The 18,341-nt window shown below is 68.8% G+C and carries 14 protein-coding genes; 4 read left to right on the top strand and 10 right to left on the bottom strand.

Translation table 11 applies throughout. The annotated features are described in order from the left end of the window. From BM417_RS36155 to BM417_RS36135, 5 genes are all read right to left on the bottom strand, one after another. On the bottom strand, positions 1 to 723 hold the full coding sequence (locus BM417_RS36155; protein WP_093603818.1) for a LuxR C-terminal-related transcriptional regulator: 723 nt from the start codon (positions 721 to 723) through the stop codon (positions 1 to 3). Positions 724 to 781: 58 nt separating this feature from the next. Further along, on the bottom strand, positions 782 to 1,393 hold the full coding sequence (locus BM417_RS36150; RefSeq protein ID WP_093603816.1) for a sortase domain-containing protein: 612 nt from the start codon (positions 1,391 to 1,393) through the stop codon (positions 782 to 784). After that, positions 1,390 to 2,181 (bottom strand): DUF4397 domain-containing protein, encoded by a 792-nt coding sequence (locus tag BM417_RS36145; protein ID WP_093603814.1) that lies wholly within the window; start codon positions 2,179 to 2,181, stop codon positions 1,390 to 1,392. The genes BM417_RS36150 and BM417_RS36145 overlap by 4 nt, the downstream gene beginning before the upstream one ends. Continuing rightward, the gene (locus tag BM417_RS48790) at positions 2,178 to 4,991 is read right to left on the bottom strand and encodes a glycosyltransferase family 2 protein (RefSeq protein ID WP_218164671.1); all 2,814 of its coding nucleotides are present in this window, start codon (positions 4,989 to 4,991) and stop codon (positions 2,178 to 2,180) included. Before BM417_RS48790 ends, BM417_RS36145 begins: the two co-directional genes overlap by 4 nt. Positions 4,992 to 5,457: 466 nt before the next feature. After that, entirely contained in the window at positions 5,458 to 6,636 is a 1,179-nt protein-coding gene (locus tag BM417_RS36135; protein WP_143138950.1) for a vanadium-dependent haloperoxidase, read from the bottom strand. Positions 6,637 to 6,886: 250 nt separating this feature from the next. Between BM417_RS36135 and BM417_RS36130 the strand changes: the two genes are divergently transcribed. Further along, the gene (locus BM417_RS36130; protein ID WP_093603810.1) at positions 6,887 to 7,087 is read left to right on the top strand and encodes a hypothetical protein; all 201 of its coding nucleotides are present in this window, start codon (positions 6,887 to 6,889) and stop codon (positions 7,085 to 7,087) included. A 133-nt stretch (positions 7,088 to 7,220) separates the two neighbouring features. Here the strand turns inward: BM417_RS36130 and BM417_RS36125 are convergent, their stop codons facing one another. The 3 genes from BM417_RS36125 to BM417_RS36115 form a co-directional block, all read right to left on the bottom strand. Then, positions 7,221 to 7,886, bottom strand: coding sequence for a TetR family transcriptional regulator (locus BM417_RS36125; protein ID WP_093603808.1), 666 nt, complete (start codon positions 7,884 to 7,886; stop codon positions 7,221 to 7,223). A 168-nt stretch (positions 7,887 to 8,054) separates the two neighbouring features. Next, positions 8,055 to 9,725: a CocE/NonD family hydrolase gene (locus BM417_RS36120; RefSeq protein WP_322789010.1), complete on the bottom strand. Its 1,671-nt coding sequence runs from the start codon at positions 9,723 to 9,725 to the stop codon at positions 8,055 to 8,057. Between the two features lie 59 nt (positions 9,726 to 9,784). Continuing rightward, positions 9,785 to 10,765, bottom strand: a complete 981-nt coding sequence (locus tag BM417_RS36115; RefSeq protein WP_093603806.1) for a quinone oxidoreductase family protein — start codon at positions 10,763 to 10,765, stop codon at positions 9,785 to 9,787. 231 nt (positions 10,766 to 10,996) lie between these two features. Between BM417_RS36115 and BM417_RS36110 the strand changes: the two genes are divergently transcribed. Both BM417_RS36110 and BM417_RS36105 read left to right on the top strand, forming a co-directional pair. Continuing rightward, positions 10,997 to 12,178 carry a fumarylacetoacetate hydrolase family protein gene (locus BM417_RS36110; protein WP_093603804.1) on the top strand — a complete coding sequence of 394 codons (1,182 nt, stop codon included), beginning with the start codon at positions 10,997 to 10,999 and terminating at the stop codon, positions 12,176 to 12,178. 108 nt (positions 12,179 to 12,286) lie between these two features. Beyond that, positions 12,287 to 12,469, top strand: coding sequence for a hypothetical protein (locus tag BM417_RS36105; RefSeq protein WP_177320774.1), 183 nt, complete (start codon positions 12,287 to 12,289; stop codon positions 12,467 to 12,469). 4 nt (positions 12,470 to 12,473) lie between these two features. Here the strand turns inward: BM417_RS36105 and BM417_RS36100 are convergent, their stop codons facing one another. Together BM417_RS36100 and BM417_RS36095 are read right to left on the bottom strand one after the other, a co-directional pair. Then, complete coding sequence (locus BM417_RS36100) at positions 12,474 to 13,247, bottom strand: maleylpyruvate isomerase family mycothiol-dependent enzyme (RefSeq protein WP_093603800.1); 774 nt, start codon at positions 13,245 to 13,247, stop codon at positions 12,474 to 12,476. 295 nt (positions 13,248 to 13,542) lie between these two features. Beyond that, a complete protein-coding gene (locus BM417_RS36095) occupies positions 13,543 to 15,150 on the bottom strand; it encodes an alpha/beta hydrolase (protein ID WP_143138949.1) in 1,608 nt (535 codons plus the stop codon). A gap of 236 nt (positions 15,151 to 15,386) precedes the next feature. Between BM417_RS36095 and BM417_RS36090 the strand changes: the two genes are divergently transcribed. Then, on the top strand, positions 15,387 to 18,341 hold the full coding sequence (locus BM417_RS36090) for a CHAT domain-containing protein (RefSeq protein ID WP_093603796.1): 2,955 nt from the start codon (positions 15,387 to 15,389) through the stop codon (positions 18,339 to 18,341).

Here is an 18,341-nt window from a genome sequence, read left to right as displayed (position 1 = left end):
CTAGGCACCGGTGCCGAACGCCGGATCACGTTGCTGGGTGAGCGGTGCTACGCCATCGGCATGGGCACCCGGCCGCAGACCCGCGGCGCGCGCCATGGACACGGCCTCCAGTCTGCTGTGGACGTCCAGTTTGGTGAAGATGCTGTTCGTGTGCGTGCGCACGGTGTTGGCGGTGACCGAGAGCTGGCACGCGATCTCGTCGCCCCTGCCACCGTTCACCATCGCCTGCAACACCTCGCGCTCACGCGCGCTGAGCGCGTCGAGAGGTCCGCTTCCGTCGCGCACGCGGCGCACGTCCTCGCGCAGCTCGCGCAGCACCGCCCCCAGATGCTCGGACGGGAAGCTGGCCTGGCCGCGGCACACCCCGCGCAACACCTCCATGAGGTGCTCGGGGGAACTCGACTTGTGCACCCAGCCGTCGGCGCCCGCCCGTGCCGCCTCCACCGCGTGGAGGTGGTCGTGGCTCGCCGTCAGCACGACGATCCGGACGGCGGGAGAGGCGTCGCGCAACGTGCACAGCACGTCGGCGATCGCGAGACCGTACTGTTCGATCTCGATCACGATCACGCTGGGGCGCAGCCGGAGCACGGTGTCGGCGAGGTGCTGGTCGTCGGTCGTGCGGCTGCCGACCACCCACAGGTCGGGCGCGGTGGAAAGCGTCGCCGACAATGCCTCGGTCAGCATCTGGTGGTCGTCGACGAGGAGCACCCGCAGCTGGTTCATGGCACCACGGTCCTACCAAAAGGCGTGCTTGTACTCGTACAAACGTAGGAGACCCGGGTTAGGGATCCCGCAGGACGGCTTCGACGATGACGTTGTCCTGGTAGTTGCGGGACGCCTGGTCGAAAGCTCCACCGCAGGTGACGAGGCGCAGCTCGGACACCGGCGTCGGCGAGTACACGAGGTCGGTCGGAAACGCGGTCTTCGGCGTGGAGTAGGTCTTGCGAACGACGAACCGCAGTTCGCTCCCGTCCACGCGCGCGACGATCACCTCGTCCCCCACCTTCAGCTCGTGCAGACGGCCGAACACTCCGGGACCCGCCCGGGAGTCGACGTGCCCGGCGATCATCGCCGGGCCGTGAGCACCCGGCGCCGGTCCGGCGGCGAACCACCCCGCCTGGTCGTACCGTTGCGGCGGCACCAGTTCCCCGGCACCGCCGACGGCCAGGTCGACCAGCGCGCTCCTCACCCCGATCACCGGCACCCGCACCGCGATCGGTCGTGGCACCGCGCCATCGGCCGCCATCGGGGCAGGCGGTTGTGACGAGACCGGTCCCCAGCCGGACGTCAGCGGTGCCACCGGTGGCGAGGCGACGGGTCGCGCCGCGGTCGTGGCCGCATCCGCTGCCAGCACCAGGGCGGGCAGCAGCGCGACCAGCAACCCGCGGATCATGCAATCCTGCGCCGCAGCAGGAAGAGACCGATCACGATGACCCCGGCCAGCACGAACGGCTGCCACGGCACGCCGGCTCCGCCGACACCGGTCTGCTGTCCTCCCACCGGCACGACCTCGGCACCCTTGGCGTCGGTGCGGACCACAGTGGACAGTTGGCCGTTGTGTTCCAGCACGAGGACGCTGTAGACACCGCCGGCCTCCAGTGGCACCGCCAGGTCGACCTGGCTGCCGGACTTCGGCGTCACCTTGAGCCCCGTGGTCCCCGCGGGCACGAGCGCGTACGGCGTCGCGGCGCCGAAGGCCGCGTTGTCGATCAGCGCCGTGTCACCGCGAACGATCTTCAGGTCGCCGGTCAGCGGCGCGGCGTTCACGACACGCATCCTGGCCTGTCCGGCCGGCGGCATCGTGATGTCGTCGTCGAGGACCTTCAACGCGAGCGAGGCGAACTTGCCCAGACCGGCGACGGTGTAGGCCTTGCCGTCGGCCGCGGGCAGCGTGGCGGAGATGACCGGCGGGCTGTTCGGATCAGCGCCCGACGGGCGCATCGCGATCGTGTACGTGCCAGGTTCGACGCGCTTGTACTCGGAGAGAACCCCATACCCCACGCCAGGAATGCGCAAGGTCGCCTCCGGGTGCTCGAACGAGCTCACGGTCACGTCGACCTGCGGCGTGTCCGGCGACAGGTGCGCGAGCCTCAGATAGGTGCCCGTCGCGGCCTGAGCCGGGACCACGAACACCATCGAGGCGAGCACTGCGGTCACCAGTCCGATGGACGCTCTTCTCATGATTCCTCCTGCACTAGCCAGGTGATGACCGCTCCCTGAGGAGTGATCCGAGTGCTCGAAGGCGCGAACGGCGCCTGTTGTGCGTTCAGCCACATCGTCAGCACCTGCCTGGACGCCGGGTAGTCGACGCCGCGACCATCCACAGCGGACAGAACGACCTCACGGCGAGGCATTCCCAGACCCTGTTCCGGCTTGGTCGTCCGGACGTCCGCGACGACGATCTCGTGGTCGGCGCTCAGTCCCGCGAGCAACGTCATCGCGCGCAGATCGACCTGGCCGTCGTGCAGGGCGCGGCGGACGTCGTCGGTGACGAGCAACCGGGGATTCGCCGCGAGCTGGCGGCCCGCGTTCAACCGCACCACCAGGTCCTCGACGGACGGTCTGTCGCGGTACTGCACGGTGTAGCCGCCGAACCTGGCCACCACCGCACCGCTTCCGCTCCCCTGCACCACGTCGAACGTCGCAGGGCCGTCGCGGCGCACGCGATCCGGAGGCAGGCCCGCGCGCAGAAGTTCCGACCACACTCCCGCGGACGCGGTGAGGACCGTGGTCGGCGGAGTGTTCTCGGCGATCCACCCGGCGAGTGCCGCTTCGTCCTGCCACCGGCCGGTGCGCGGCACGAACAGCGTCCCGGCGACCGCGACCAGGACGACGACCACGATCGCGTGAGTCAGCAGCGCAGGGCGGCGCACCGCGTCGAGCAGGCCCGCGAGCAGGGTCACGGACAGCACGACCAGCGCCGGGAGCAGCACGTCACCCGTCTCGCCGAGCCACGCGCTCTGCCCGGCGATCACGAGCACTCCCGCGGCGAGCAGCCGGATCTCCTTGCGCAGCAACGCGGGCACCGCGACCAGGAATGCCGTCGCCAGCAGCACGACCCGCTGCTGGCCGGTCAACGCCTCGGCGACCGCGACGGGCATCCGCCCGGCCAGCACCACCTGCAGCACGACCGCGAGACCGGCGAGCGGCACGGCCAGGTACCACCGCGTCCGCAGCGCGCACACGACCAGCGGCGGGATGATCAGGATCGGCGCGGTCAGCACGGCGGCCAGTGCCGCGACGCCGCCGAGCGTCAGCAGGAAACCGTCCTTGCGCTGCAGTCCCGGCGCCAGCAGCGCGCAGGCGAGCGTCGTCCACGCCATCGCCAGCGCTCCCGTGCCTGCCGAGGCCAGCACCACGACCGACGGACCGCTGAACGCCAGCAGCAACACCGCGATCCCCACCGCGGCCAGGCGCATCCGCAGCCCGAACACCAGCAATGCGACCGCGGACAGCGCCGCGACACCCGTTGCGACCACAGCCAGTTCCCGCGCCGCGAGCAGCACGGAGTCGTACCTCTCCAACGCGCGCGTCAGCGACAGGTAGCCCTGCAGCTGGAGTTCGGTGATTCCCGTGCTGCCGCCCGGAAGATCCCGCAACGAGGCGAACACGGAGTCGATCAACCGCTGTTCGGCACTGGACGCGGGCAGCGTCGGCGACACCAGCCAGACGCGCAACGCCACGGCGAGCGCGGCGACTCCGGCCAGCACCGCCCCGAGTTTCGGCACCGCGGCGCCCCGAGCACCGGGCTGGTCGAGCTTGCGTCGTGCGGGGCTGACCCACCTGCCGGTCGAGTGCTCCAGCCAGGCGCGGGGCAGCGTGCGCAGTGCGGTCACCGCGTCGATCACCCGCATCGGCAGGTAGAACGGGGCGAACAGCAGGTACCGCGCTCGCCGTTCGGCGAGCGCGACTCCCACCGTCAGCACCAGGTCGGGCAGCAGCACACCGAGGAGGAGCGAGCGGGCGTTGACGTACTCGGAGATCACCGCGCTGACGCCCCAGTTCGCCAGTTCCGGGATCACCTCGGGCAACAGCACCAGCACCAGCAGGACCGGCGCCACCACCAGCAGCAGGCTGCTGACCAGCACCTCCAGCACGTACAGGGTGAGCATCGCGGAGAAGAGGTCGAACCGCGGCCGGTGCCTGCGCACGGACTGCCAGAACCCGAGCGCCCACCGCCTCGTCTGCTTGAGGTAGTCGTCGAACGTGTCCGGGTCCTGCGTCGCCGCCTGGGCCGAGAGGGAGAAGCCGACCTTGCCGAGGCGCTGCCGGTACACCTCGAAGGTCATGTTGAAGTCCTCGATCACCAGCCCCGGCTGGTCGATCTTGATCGACGGCAGCGCACGGGTGCGGTACATGCTCGCGAACCCCGGCACGATGAACGTGGCGTTGGTGGGCCTCCAGGTCTGCCCGAACTTCAGCAGCCGCTGGGTGAGCGCGTAGACGCGCGCCCGGTGCGTCACCAGCAGCGCGCCCAGCGTCGTCCGGGGCGGGGTGCTCCAGTCGCTCGTCGCGCATCCGGCGACGGCCACCACCCGGTCGTCGTCGAACAACGGCAGGGAGTGCTCGAAGTAGTCGGCCTCAAGCCGCGTGTCCGCGTCCAGCAACAGCACGGCCCCGTACTTCTCGACCAGCCCGAACCGCCGGATGCCCTCCTCCAGCGCGCCCGCCTTGCCGATGTTCGACGGGGTCTCGATCACGTTGACGCCCTGCAGCCGGGCCAGTTCCACGGTGCGGTCCTTCGACCCGTCCGAGACGACGTGAATGTTGCCGCGCGGCAGCAGTTTCGCCACGGACCCGAGGCTGTCGGTGATGACGAGTTCCTCGTTGTGCGCGGCCATCAGCACGGCCACGTCGTCGACCGTCAGCCGAGTCGGGGGCTGGGTGTCCGCACGGCCACGACTCGTCAGGGCACGCAACAGCCCAATGGTTCCCCACAGCGTGAAGTTGACGCCGAGCACGGCGACGACCAGCAACCACCAGGGAATCACCGGGAAAACGCTAGGCGCGGTCCGGCCCCAGCGGGTCATCAGCAAGGACGAGTCCGCCTACGCAGCGGGCACTACTGCCGCGCTCTGATTCGCCACGTGCTTGGCCGGTCCATCCCTTCATCGTCTCCGGCAACCACACCGCAACACCCAGCAGGTTCAGTCCTGACACGACCTCACGGAACTGATCACCGTGGAACGCCCGCTCGTACCTCGGCCTCGTCAGCCTGTCCAAGGGTCTGTCCGGGACGTTCAGATGCCATGTGTGCTCCTGGCAGACCTCAGGAACGGCTCCCGGACCTACGCGATGGGCAGCAGCGACGGCGAACACCTCGTCGTCAGCAACACGAACGGAGACTGGAACAACCCGGTCGGCACCTTCGTCGCCTGCTCCAGACCGAGCTGGGGTAGGCGCATGCCTGGCGGTCTGTGCACGGCCGCCAGGCATTCCGGCTGCGCGGACCCCGGTTCAGCGGGTCGGCTCGAACCAGTGGTCGATGGTCCAGTCGGACACCCGGTGGCCGAGCCGGTTGCCGTCGGTCATCGCCCGCCGGAAGTGGATGCCGAGCCAGATCCGCGCGTTCATCGTCTCCTGGTCCAGCTCGCGCGCCGTCTGGAAGGTCCTGGTGGTCGACGTGACCGACGAGAAGACCCGCAGGTCCAGCGACCTGTGCCCGAAGAGCTCGCCGAAGGTGTTCGACGCAGCTCCGCTGACGCACGCATGCCCGCTCGTGTAGTCCGGGTACGGCGGATTCTGCACCAGCGGTGTCCAGCCGGGGTCGGTCGTGCGGATGGCGGTGATCGGACGCCAGAAGGCGTAGTCGTACTTGGCCCGCCAGCACGCGATCAGCGCGTCCGCCGTCGCGGTGCCGAGCAACGCGAACGCCCGTGCCCCTTGCAGGACACCAAGTCCACGGCGGACCACCTGATCTCGTAGGGCTTCCTGGTACTGCAGGACGGAGTTCGCGTTCCAGAACAACGCGGTCTCGGTCTGTTCCGGTGTTCGCGACGACCCGTTCAGCGCGCCGAAGGTGGTCACCTCCGCGAGATCGCGGGCGTACGCCTTCGTGTCCAGCCCGTCAGGACCCGGCAACCGCATCTGCTTCGGCGACCGAAGGACCATCGGCCGCACGAATCCCAGCCAGGGGGCCAGCATAGGGGCGAACGCGGTCGGCGTCGGCCGCCACACACCCGGCGCCGGAGTCACGTCCAACGACACGTTCGCGTTGCGGCCGTCGTTCTCCCGCAACGCGATGATGGTCGCGGCGGCGGTCTCACCGACGCGTTTTCCCCGTTCCAGACCAGATCCGGGCGGTAGCTGCGCCAGGGAGGCCGCGTAGTCGGCGGACAGGTTCGCCGCGGAGGCCGGGAAGTAGTGAGTCAGCACTCGATACGCCGCAGTGACCGCGGCTGCCTCCGGCGATGCCCCGCGAGGTGCGCGAGGCTGCCTGGCATAGGGCTCGAACCCGCCCTTGATCGCCACGACGGCGTCGTACACGGCAACGGAGACAAACCCGAAGTACAGGCCCGACACCGGAACCGGGGTGGCGTTCTCGGTGAAGATCGTGCGGGCAGCGATCGTATTCCAGTCGGTGACGACAGCCGGACCGCCCGGCCCGGCATGAGCGGGTGCGGGCGAAAGTCCCACCGCGACAAGCAATCCAACCGCCAGAGCTCTCGATAATCGAGGGAACATGATGCCTCCAGTCTTGGCCCGGACAGCATCCACCCCAACCGGGGAAGCGGCTATTCGCCTGAAGACGCATCACGACCGACCGGATCCTCCGCCATCCCCTCTTCCCGCCGATCTCCTACCGGGCAGGAGCACGCCGCGGCTTGTCACAGAACACGCTCGTGTCCGGTCTCTACTGACAACCGGACAGGAAGGCGGGGCAGCTGTGATCGGAGACGGGCGTGACCTGGAACGCGAGGTGGAGGACGAGCTGAGGCTCGTGGAGGCGAGCAGGCCCGACGAGGAGATGCGCGAGCCGATCGAGGACTGGCGATTCGACCCGACGGACGCCCAACGCTACGAGATCGGGCTGCACACCCTGCTCGACGCCGTGGAGGCCGAGCACGACGACCCAACTGTCCACTGAGGACCAAAGGAGTTCGCGGACGCGACGGCGAAGCCCCCTGCTCTACGAGCTCGGCCCGCCGGTGAACGAGAAGTGGGTGACGGTGCCGGCCGAGGCCGGCACCGTGCGAGTCCGCGTCGCCAGGCAGCAACGCTCAGCTCGCCGGGGCGACGAGTCCTCTGGCATGGATACCGACGGCGCTGGCTTCGAGCAGGTGGGTCAGGTTGCCCGCGAACTCGAGTGCCACGTGTCCCCAGCGCGGCACCTGCTCGTACAGGGCCGCCAGGGTCGGCGTGGGATGCGCGACCTGCCAGAGGTTGGCGGTGAGCGCGAGCGTGATGGTGATGAGGTCCGCGACCTGGGGGCTCGACATCACACTCACCGCCTCCAAGTGGCGCGCCATGTCGTCGTAGGCGGCGAACGCGTTGATCTTGTAGCGACGCGCCCTCTCCATGTCGACGTCACCCTCCAGGCTGAGCGGCACGTGGGTGAGCAGGTCGCAGAAGAGCGGAAGCTCGGCGATCGTCCTGCTGAGAACCCCGGCCGCCTCGGCAGGACTGAACAGATCAGGACCTCCCGGCACCGCCAGGACCAGTTCCCTCCAGCGCGTCCAGCCCCGCTCGGCCAGTTCGAGCAGGAGTTCCTCCTTGCTGGAGAAATAACGGCGCATTCCGGACTGGTCGATCCCGGCGCGTTGGGCGACAGCCGTCACGGTGACGTGCCGAGCACCCCCGAGCTCGCCGGCGAGCACCTCCGCGGCTTTGAGCAGGTCCTCGGTGCGACGCGCCTTGTCCTCCGCCGAACGGGCTCGCTGGTTCACAAGTGTGATCCTAGCCAGCGCCGTCAAATAACGCACCTCGCATGCGTTAAGCGGTGTTGCCGGCCTGGCGATGGTGGGGCTCGTCGTTGTCACACAGAGCGATCTCGGAGACACGAGGATCGGACCCACGCCCCCTTCGTTCCGCAGCCGGGCGTGATCTCGCTCGGATCAGCGGTGCTGCGCCGTCGCCGGCTTGACCGGCAGGAGGATCGCCGACGGGTGTTCGGCGTCGTGGAAGACCTCCATGGTGGTCCTGTGCGGGGTCACAGCGGTCGCGATCGGCTCACCACTGCCGAGATTGCGGGCGAAGCGCGGGAACGCTCCGGCCGAGACCTGCACGCGGATCCGGTGACCGCGGCGGAAGACGTGCGCGGTCGGCGACAGCCGCACGGTGACCTCGGTGATCCCGTCCGGGCGCACCTTGACCAGATCGTCGCAGATGTTGGTCGACTTCCCGTTCGGACTGACGTCGCACAGCCGCACGAACACGTCACAGCTCGGCCGGTCGGCACGCACCCACACTTCCGCGGAGACCTCACCGATGACCTCGACGTCTGTCTCGAGGACTTCGGAAGTGAAGGTCAGCACGTCGTCACGCTTCTCCAGCGGGCGGTTGTCCTTCGGACCGACGCCGTTGGCGTCGAGCTTGGGTCCGCCCAGGCTCGGCGTGGGACTCATCGGGTCGTAGGTGAACGACGACGGCGGCGCCTCTTGGGTCGGAGTGGCCCCGAGAGCCGCGCCGGGGTTGAGGTGCCAGCGTTGCTCCACGTAACCCGCGGGAGGCCACTGGTCGAAGTCACGCCACTGGTCGGCTCCCATCACGAACAACCGGACCGGCGCCCGTTCGGCGGGGGCTTCGCCGCGGGCGAGGGCGGCACCCCAGTCGACGACTTCCGAGATGGAGGCGGCCATGCCTCGCGCGTTGGCGTGCCACCAGGGCCCCACGGTGAGTCTCGGGTTTCGCCCGGCCTCCATGAGCTTCTGGAAGTCCCTGAGCTGGTCGGCGAGAAAGATGTCGTACCAGCCGGTCACCGAACTGACCGGCACGGTGACGTCGCCGACGGTGCCGGAGAGGTCGACGCCCTTCCAGTACGGGTCGTCCTGGTCGTGGTGGAGGCACTCCTGGTAGAAGGTGCTCTCCTCACCGAGGAGGACCTTGTCCCCGTCGACGAGCGGTAGTGCGTTCATCGCCTTGTCGATGTGCTTGCGGTCCAAGCCCAGCATTCCGCGCATCAGCGCGCGAGGACGTTCCTGAGTGCTGGTGTTCCACACCCAGTTCATGAGCGTGTCCAGCTCCATTCGGTCGGGACGGAGCAGCGTCACCGCCAGCCGCGAGGACGCGATGTGGGGCACCATGGCCTTGACCTGGACAGGCGCGTCGGCCCACTGGGTGTAGCCGAAGTAGCTGGACCCCGCCAGCACGACACCACCACCGGCCCACGGCTGGTCGGCGAGCCAGCGCAGCGTGGCCAGGCCGTCCTCGCGCTCGTGGCGCATCGCGAGGAACTCTCCTCCGGAACCGAAGGTTCCGCGGCTGCGAACGACGAGTGCGTGCATGCCGCGCTCGGCCAGTGCGCGTCCGTACATCCAGCCCAGCGGGCCTCCGGATCCGTAGGCGGTGCGCACGAGGACTACGGGCAACTGCTCGACCCGTTCGCCGTCGGGGGCGTTGGCCGGCGCCCAGTGATCGGCCAGCAGCAGCACACCGTCGTCGGCGCGGATCTGCAGGTCCTTCTCGACGGTGACTCCGCGGTCGACGGCGGGCGGGAACTTCAACGCCCGCTGCGCTGCCCAGCCGACGGCGCGCATCGTGCGGTCCATCTTCGGTCGTGTGGTCACGTGCTGCTCCTGCTCGATCAAGTCTTGGGACACAACGGTTCGGAGGGACGTCGCCGAACTCAGACGGCGAGAACGAGGCGACCGGTGGCGGAACGGTCCTCCAGCCGCTGGTGTGCGACGGCGGCCTCGGTGAGAGGCAGGACGTCGAGCTCGGTGTCGGCCTGGCCGGCGGCGACGGTGAGGAGCGCCGCCTCGGCCGCGGACCTGATGGCCTCGGGGTGGCTCGGCAGCCAGGCTCCGGCGTTGAACCCGGCGACCACGACGTTGGTCCGCCAGATCTGGTTGCCGTCGACGCCGTGGCCCCAGTCGCCGGAGGCGTTGCCGACCAGGAGCAGTCGCCCGGAGGGCTTGAGCAGGTTCAGGCTGTGGGTGCGGAGTTCTCCGCCCACGGGGTCGATGGTGACGTCGAACTTCTCACCGTCGAGCGCGTCGGGCAGCTGAGCGGAGTCGACGATGGCGTCGTAGGGCAACCTGCTCGCTGCCGCGGAAGCGGTCTTGTCGCCGCGGACCGTGCCCACCACTCGCGTGGCACCCAACCGCCGGGCGATTCCCGGGAAAGCCGCGGCGAGTGCGCCGAGCGCGCCGTGGACGAGGACGTTCTCGCCCTCGTTGAGCCGGATGGGCCCGGTCAGGGCGACATGTGCCATGACAGCGTTCGGAACGACAGCCACCGCGAGCGCGGGATCGATGCCGTGCCCCTCGGTCGAGACGACTCGCCACTGGTCGGCGACGTAGATCGAGGCGTACCCGCCGGTCGCGTCAGCGGACAGTGCCACGACCTGCTCCCCCACGCGGAAGCCGGTCACGCCCTCGCCGAGGGCGCGGACGGTGCCTGCCACTTCGAGGCCCGGCACGTACGGCACCTCGGGCATCCCCGGGACGCCTTCGTAGAGGCCCTGGCGGAGGTGGACGTCGATCAGGCCGACCGCGGCGTGGGTGACGTCGATCGCGACCTGGCCGGGCCTGGGCGCGGGGTTCGGCAGGTCAGCGACGGTGAACCCCTGCGGTGCGCCGAACCGGGTGAGCTGCATGGCCTTCATGGGTGACCTTCCCTCCGTTAACGCATCTCGCATGCGTTACACGGACCATAGCACCGGTTCACGAGTTAGCGCATCCCGCATGCGTTAACTCGGCGAGCCCGTCGGCGCAGCGGCACACGACGCGACTGGAAGTTGACCGCCGCCCCCCCGAAGCCATACTCACCGCCTACGAGGCAGAGGAAGCTCGTCGAGACTTCGCGCTGCTCCGCGGTGCGAGCAGGAAGGATTTCGATGGGGATCTCACTCAACGCCGCCAACGTTCTTCCCCAGGACGCAGCGGACGCCACACTTGTCGCGAGGGTCTTCGACCCGTCCGCGGGCGGCCCTTCGGTCGTGACGATCCGCGGCGACGAGGTCGTCGACCTGTCGCCGCCGGCATCGACCGTGTCGTCACTACTCGAGCGGCCGGACGCGCTGGAGATCGTCAGGAATCACCCAGGCGGCACGTCGTGGCCGCTCGCGGAGGTTCTGGCCGCGACGACGAACCCGACCGATGCTGTTCCCCGGTTTCTGGCACCGGTCGACCTGCAGGTGCTCAAGGCCGCCGGCGTGACCTTCGTCCGCAGCATGCTCGAGCGGGTCATCGAAGAGCGCGCCGACGGCGATCCCGCGCGGGCCGAGGAAGTCCGGGAGAAGGTGGGCGCGATCGTCCAGGGCCACATCTCCCACCTGAAGCCCGGTTCCGCGGAGGCCGCGGAGGTGAAGAAGGTTCTTCAGGCCGAGGGCCTGTGGTCGCAGTACCTCGAGGTCGGTATCGGCCCGGACCCTGAGATCTTCACCAAGGCCCCGGTGCTCTCGGCGGTGGGGCTGGGAGCCGACATCGGCGTTCTCGCCCGCTCAGCCTGGAACAACCCCGAGCCCGAGCTCGTCCTGGTGGTGGACTCGCGCGGAAACCCGGTCGGCGCGACGCTCGGCAACGACGTCAACCTGCGCGACTTCGAGGGCCGCAGCGCTCTTCTGCTCACCGAGGCGAAGGACAACAACGCTTCCTGCGCTGTCGGACCGTTTCTCCGGCTGTTCGACGACGGGTTCACCCTGGCGGACGCCAAAGCCACCGAGATCGCCTTGGACATCACCGGCCCCGACGGTTTCGAGCTGCACGGCGTGAATCCGGTCTCCGAGATCAGCCGGGAGCTCGAGGACCTCGTGTCCCACGCCTTCGGCGCCCACCACCGCTATCCCGACGGCTTCGTTCTGTTCACCGGCACGATGTTCGCTCCAACCGAGGACCGGGACCGGCCCGGCGAAGGCTTCACCCACAAGGTCGGGGACGTCGTTCGCATCTCCTCGCCCCGGTTGGGCGCGTTGACGAACGTCGTGAACACAGCCGAGGACGCCGAAGACTGGACGTTCGGCATCACCGCGCTGATGGAGAACCTCGCCGCCCGCGGTCTGCTGGGCTCACGCACGTGACCATGGTGGTGACGTCAGGCCGACAGCTGCCGCACGTGCTCGGCCAGGTCGCCCAGCCGCGGATGCCGGTAGACGTCCTTGGTGCTCAAGGGGATCGTGGACGGTGACGTGCGCGTTCGACACGCCGGGCACGCGGCTGAGCGCGTGCCGGCTGGGCACCTGCTCGGCGACGATCCAGGCGCGCCGCGGTTCAAGGCCGCGACCAGCACGCTCTACCGTGAGACCGCGGCGCGGCAACGCCTCGCGCTCGACGGTCGCACCGTGAAGTCGGTCTCGTCGCGAGCGTGTTGATTCGTCAGAAGCCGGGAAACACGCGACGCAGGTCGTCGAGCGTGACGCTGCCCTCGACGGTGACGCCGTTGTCGTAGGGTGCCTTGAGACGGCCGCTGATCAGGCGGACGAGCGCTTCCTGCGCCCCGTTGAACGTCGCGGAAGGTGACTCGAGGTGGTCCACCACGGTGACCGCGTCGTCGATCACCAGACCGGCGCCGGGGATCGCGACGGACACGGGGGCCGCGAGCTCGGCAGGCTTCGCGAGGAAACCCAGCAGGAAGCTCATGGGCCCGGCCAGGAGGTCGACGAGCACCGCGGCCGAGTCGGCGTTCACGCCGGCGTGTGGGTCGAAGGCCACGCGCACGTCCCACGAGTGGTTGGCCACCTCGTTGAGCCGCATGCCCAGGGCGGTCAGCAGCGGGACCGGCTCCGGCAGGAAGCCGAGGTCGACGGTCAGCGACGAGCGCTGCTCGGGCGTGAGTGCCTCGACCATGTCGAGCCAGCGACCGTTGTGCTCCAGAAAACCCTCGGCCTGCGCTCGCGGCACGGACGCGTCCCAGCGGGCCCAGATCGTCTGGTTGTCCTCGGCCGCCACGGTCTCTCCGGCGGCCCTGGCGATCGGCGCACGGCCGATCTCCGCGCCGCTGCCAAGGTGGGACAGAGCCTGAGCGACGGTCCATTCCGCGGCGCCGCTGGTGAAGGCCAGCTGTTCGTCGGTGAAGGTGCGGACGAGACCGGCGAGCACGTCATGCTCGGCACGCAGGGCAGTGATCGTGCGGTCCACGAGTTGACTCATACCATCCCCCAACTCCCGAACCCCCACATGTGTTCCACCGATCAACGCCACACTGACCCGCAGTCGCGAAAGCCGGGCCGCCGGGGCAGCAATCCCCGCTTGCGATGTAGAGGCGTTCGGCAGGAGCACGGTGCTCATGTCCTAGGAGCAAGTCCTGCATCCGTGGTGATAGGCATCAGTGCGCGCGGGCCGGGCTGGTTGGATGACGCTGTGCGCTACAACGAGGTGGAGCAGGCCGGTCACGGCGGACGGCTGGGAGTCAACGGTGAGGCGCGGCTGATCACGCCGGCGCACCCTAGGCGTTGATGATCCAGTACGGCTGATCGGGTTGTGACGGCACACTCGGCCGCAGCCGCATCCTGTTGCCCGGATCCGGGTCGTGCCGCAGCAGTTCGTCGATGTCGTAGAGCACGGCCTCGGCCTCGGCGTAGTAGCTGTGGCCGAGCACCGAGAGGTCGATGTCGGTCACCTCGATCGTGTCGATCTCCGGCACGACCGTGACGGGTGGCGTCAGGCCGGCGCGCGATGCGCCGGCCAGCCATCCCGACATGTCGAGCGCCTTGTCCTTGGCCGACACGTACATCGTGGTGCGGCGGGAGATCGAGGGGTAGACGACCGCGAGCTCCTTGAACAGCTTCGTGCTGATGTCGGGCGCGGCCAGGATGATCTGCCCGAACCGAACACCGGAGTCGCCGGCCGCCATGCCGGTGATGCGGTGCAGCGCGCGCAGAAGTCCGCGGTTGCCCATCGAGTGGGCGATGATGTGGACGGTCGCGCCGTCGAGGCTGGTGGCCAGTCCCTGCAGGAACTGCGCGATCTCGGCCTCGCTCTCCTCGATGCGGTCCCTGTCGTGCAGGTAGTGCTCGGTCTCCCCGCACGACGGCCAGCTGAAGAAGGCCGCCGCGCCGTCGACCCTGAGATCGGCGAACAGCTGGGCGGTCCTGACCGCGGCCTCGTCGAAGCCGGCGTTGTAGCCGTGGAGGTAGAAGAGCAACTGCCTGCCGGGTGTTTCCGTGAGCGCCTTGCGGAGATCTCCGTAGAACTCATCGGAGTCACGGTTGGAGTGCCGACCCGTCACTCTGATCCTGTCGTCGGCGAAGTCCAAGTGCAGCAGGCGAATGAACGGGTTCGTTCCAGTGCTGCCGAACTTGTGCGTCTTCGGGATCATGACGTCGCAATGTCCGAAGTGGACTTTCCCTGACTGGTCGCGCTCGGGCCCGAATTCCGGGCCTTTCTGACCAACGACGGGCTCGCGATTGGTGCCGAACCAGATCCTGCACTGCCGAACCACGGCCTGGTCCGCTCCGCGAGCACTCCGGGTCCGTCGCGTCAGGGGCAGCTGGGACGACAGCGCGAACACCTTGGCGTCCGGGCCGAGCGAGACGACGTCCGCGGTCTCGAACTCGCCGTACCAGATCCGGTCGGCCACCAGGTCGACGGCCTCGACGACCTCTGCGTCCAACACGATCCGCAGATCCACCTCCGGCCAGCCGCCGCCGGCGGTGGACTCGATCGGTTCCTTGGCACGCAGGAACCGCGCCAGCCGATCGAGCACCGTGTGCACGACGACCGCGTCATCGACGCGCCCCACCAGCCCGCGCCGGTCGGGCACGATGTCGTCCGCGCAGCCCCAGTAGGCGCGGATTCCCTTCCGGACCTGCTCGAACTGCAACGAGGCGTGGGGGCCGGGCTCCGCGGCGGCCAGCTCGTCCAGGCGATGGGGAATCAGTTGCACCGCGGAGGCGACCAGCCCCACCCACAGTTCGAGCCGGTCGTCCGGCACGCGGACCGAACCTCGAAGCTCGCGGCGAAGCTCCTCCAGCCGGTCGGCGGTGACCAGCAACGCCACCTCCGCGCGCACCGCGGCGAGGTCCACGAAGGAAGACGTGTTCGTTGTGCTCATGTCGCCACCCGGTTTCCGGATTCGCTCCTGCCGGAGCATCGCCCGCCAATCACCCTCGGTTAGCGACAAACACCCCGCATCACCCGTAAAGACCAGCCAATTTCGCATCCACTGGAATTGTTGGACCATTCGGATGAGATAGATAGCGGAGCGTAACGGCGGCGCGAGCCACGCAGACTGACTTGCTGCACGACGGCAAACCCGGCAGACGCGTCTGGTCAGCTTCGGGAGGAACCATGAGCGACCCCGTTGACCTTTGGGTGGAGCTTTCGACCGACAGCGCGAGGATCCGCACCGAACACGGCTCGCGGCAGGTCGAGTTCACGATCCCGGTCGACCAGGCGGATCTCAGCACGCTCACGAGTCCGTTGGTGTTCAAGCAGACCGCGGGCAACGCGGAGACCGACTTCGCGCGCGACATCGGCATGCGGCTGTTCGGCGCGGTGTTCCTCGGTGCCGCGACCAAGTTGTACGCCTGGGCGATCTGCGCCGCCGAACTCCAGCGGACCGGTGTGCGACTCCGCGTGGTCACCAGGTCGCGCGATCTTCAAGCCCTGCCGTGGGAACTGCTGTACGACCGGGCGATCGCGAAGGACTTCCTCGCGCTGATCCCCGGATACACCGTCCTGCGGCAGACACACTGTGAGACGGCAGGCGAGCCGACGGCCACCACTCGGCCAGGTGTGCTCGTCGTGGGTGACGCCGAGCAACCGGTGTCCTTCCTCCCCGCGGACACGGAGGTCATGAGACAGAACGAGGTTCCGGTCCGCGAGGACCTGACCGAGTTCCCGCACGTGGTGCACCTGCTGCCCGACCAGGCGACGACGTCCACCGCCGACATGTTCCTCGCGCTGTCCGGCCGGCCGCCGCCACGACTGCTGATCCTCGACGGATGCCCCACCGACATCACCGCCGCCGGGTTCGCCGCTCAGGTGCCGACCGTCATCGGGTTCCGCACCAGCAGCGACAGCGCCATCAGAGAGAACTTCATGGCGGCTCTCTACCACTCACTCGCCGCCGGCGACACGGCCGAGGCCGCGGTGGCCTGCGCCCGCGCCGCGGTCGACCTCGCCGAGCCGGGCAGACCGGACTGGTCCTTCTCCGTGCTGTACCAGGGGGAGAGCGCGGCTCCGCCGATCTGTCTGAGCACCCGCGGACGCGGTCCGTCCGACGCCGGCCAGTTCCCCGGCCCCAGCGCCTCCTGGCCGGATGCCGAGCACCGGGAACTCCGCCTCGACATCGCGCGCCGAAACCTGGAGACCCTGCGCCTGCACTGGCCACAGGACACCCGTGCGGGCATGCCCGAGGAGGTCCTCAGGCAGCTGACAACGCTCGCGACCGGTCCCGAGGCGCTCGAGGAAACCCACCCGAACACCTCCGACGCTCCCCCGTCCCGATCGATCGCGAGCCACCTGGCCCACCTCTCGATGCGCGCCGCCGAACGCACGACCCTGACTCTTCAGCTCAGGAACCTCATCGGTCCTCTGCAAAGGGACCGGTTGTTCGCCGTCACGGGCGAAGCGCATCTGCTCGACGCCGCCGAGAAGCGCGCGAAGGAAGTCCAGGACATCATCCGCTCCGCGAGAACCAGTCCGGTCAGCCCGTTGCTCGACCACCTCGCCGCCCTGCTGGACGGTCCCCTGTGGCTCTGCGCCGAGGCGGCGGCGCCCGTCCTGAAGTCCTTGCTGGAGCAGCAGAAAACCCTGCACGCCCAGGCGAGGATCGACGTTCTCAGCTGGACCGCTCGCGTCGCCGAGCTCACGGCGGCACTGGCGGAGGCGAGCAACGAGGGCGCCTCGGTGATCGACGACCGAACGCACGTCGTCGCTCTCGAATCGCTGCTCCTGCAGATCAAGCGCGCACTCGACGCGCATCAGTGCAACCGCGTCTTCGTCACGCTCAACGAGCTGAGCGCCCGTTTCGGCAGGATCGACCAGGCGTACATGGACAAGCACGGCGATCCTCTCCTCGCCGTGCTGCAGAACAAGCTCGAGGACGCCCAACGGCTCAAGCGCCGTTCCGAGCTCATTGTGCTGCGACGGGACAGGAAGGACGACCTCGTCCAGTACACCTCGTTGCTGCGCATCTACGGCGAATCCTCGCCGACAACCTTGCTGCCCGGGACCACTGTGGTGAGCACGCAGGACAGAGCGAGCATCGTGCGCCTCATCGACAAGGTCACCAGCGCGGTGAACGACGGTGCCCGCGGGCGGATCCGCGACGCCGGTGAGCGGCCGCAGCCGTCCACGCCGCCGGCGACGGACGTGGCGGAGCAGCTCCGCACGATCGGAGACCTGTTGTACAGCCTCATGATCCCCGAAAGCACGCAGCGGATGCTCGCCGCCGACACCTCGGGAAGCCTGACGATCACCACCGACGACGTCGAGATCCCGTGGGAGCTGATGCACGACGGCGAGGAGTTCCTGAGCCGGCGCCGTCCGTTCGCCCGCATGCCGGTGAGCCACGGATTTCCGCGCCGCGTGCAGCACCAGCCACGCGACACCGACGGGCAGCTGAAGTTCCTGCTCGTCTACGCGGACCCCGGCAAGAACCTCTCCCACGCGAAGAAGGAGGTCGAGGCGATCGCGAACCACCTCGACACCACCTGGAACGCGGGCAGGTCGAAGCTGATCGGGATCACCACGCTGTTCGGGGACGAGGCCACCGGGTACGCGCTCAACGAGGCGCTGCTGTCCGGCAAGTACCACGTGATCCATTACGCCGGGCACGCGCAGTTCTGTCCCGAAAAGCCGGAGGAGAGCAGGTTGTTGCTCGCCGGCGGGGAACCGTTCACCGCCCACAAGATCCAGCGCATCACCCGCGGGAGCCCGTTCGTGTTCCTCAACGCCTGCGACAGCAGCCGGGTCGCCACCGATGACGACGACGCGAACACGACCTACCTCGGCGAGGAGCACAAAGGGCTCGCGAGCGCCTTCGTCTACGGCGGTGCCAGCGCGTGCGTCGGAGCGTTGTGGCCCCTCTACGACGATCTCGCCGCCCAGTTCGCGCTGGACTTCTACGAGAAGCTGCTCGGCGGCGCGATCGTCGGCGAGGCCGTCCGGCAGACCAGGGAGAAGCTCCTGGCAGCGAACCAGCTCCACATCGCCTGGGCTGCCTACGCGCTCTACGGCAACCCGACGACCCGGCTGCCGGCGTTGCCGGTCTCGGTGCGCGACGGGGCGGGGAGGTGA

The sequence above is a fragment of the Lentzea waywayandensis genome (assembly GCF_900115955.1).
Taxonomy (GTDB): Bacteria; Actinomycetota; Actinomycetes; order Mycobacteriales; family Pseudonocardiaceae; genus Lentzea; species Lentzea waywayandensis.
The sequence above is the reverse complement of the archived record's forward strand: the minus strand, read 5'-3'. Positions and strand labels throughout refer to the sequence as shown.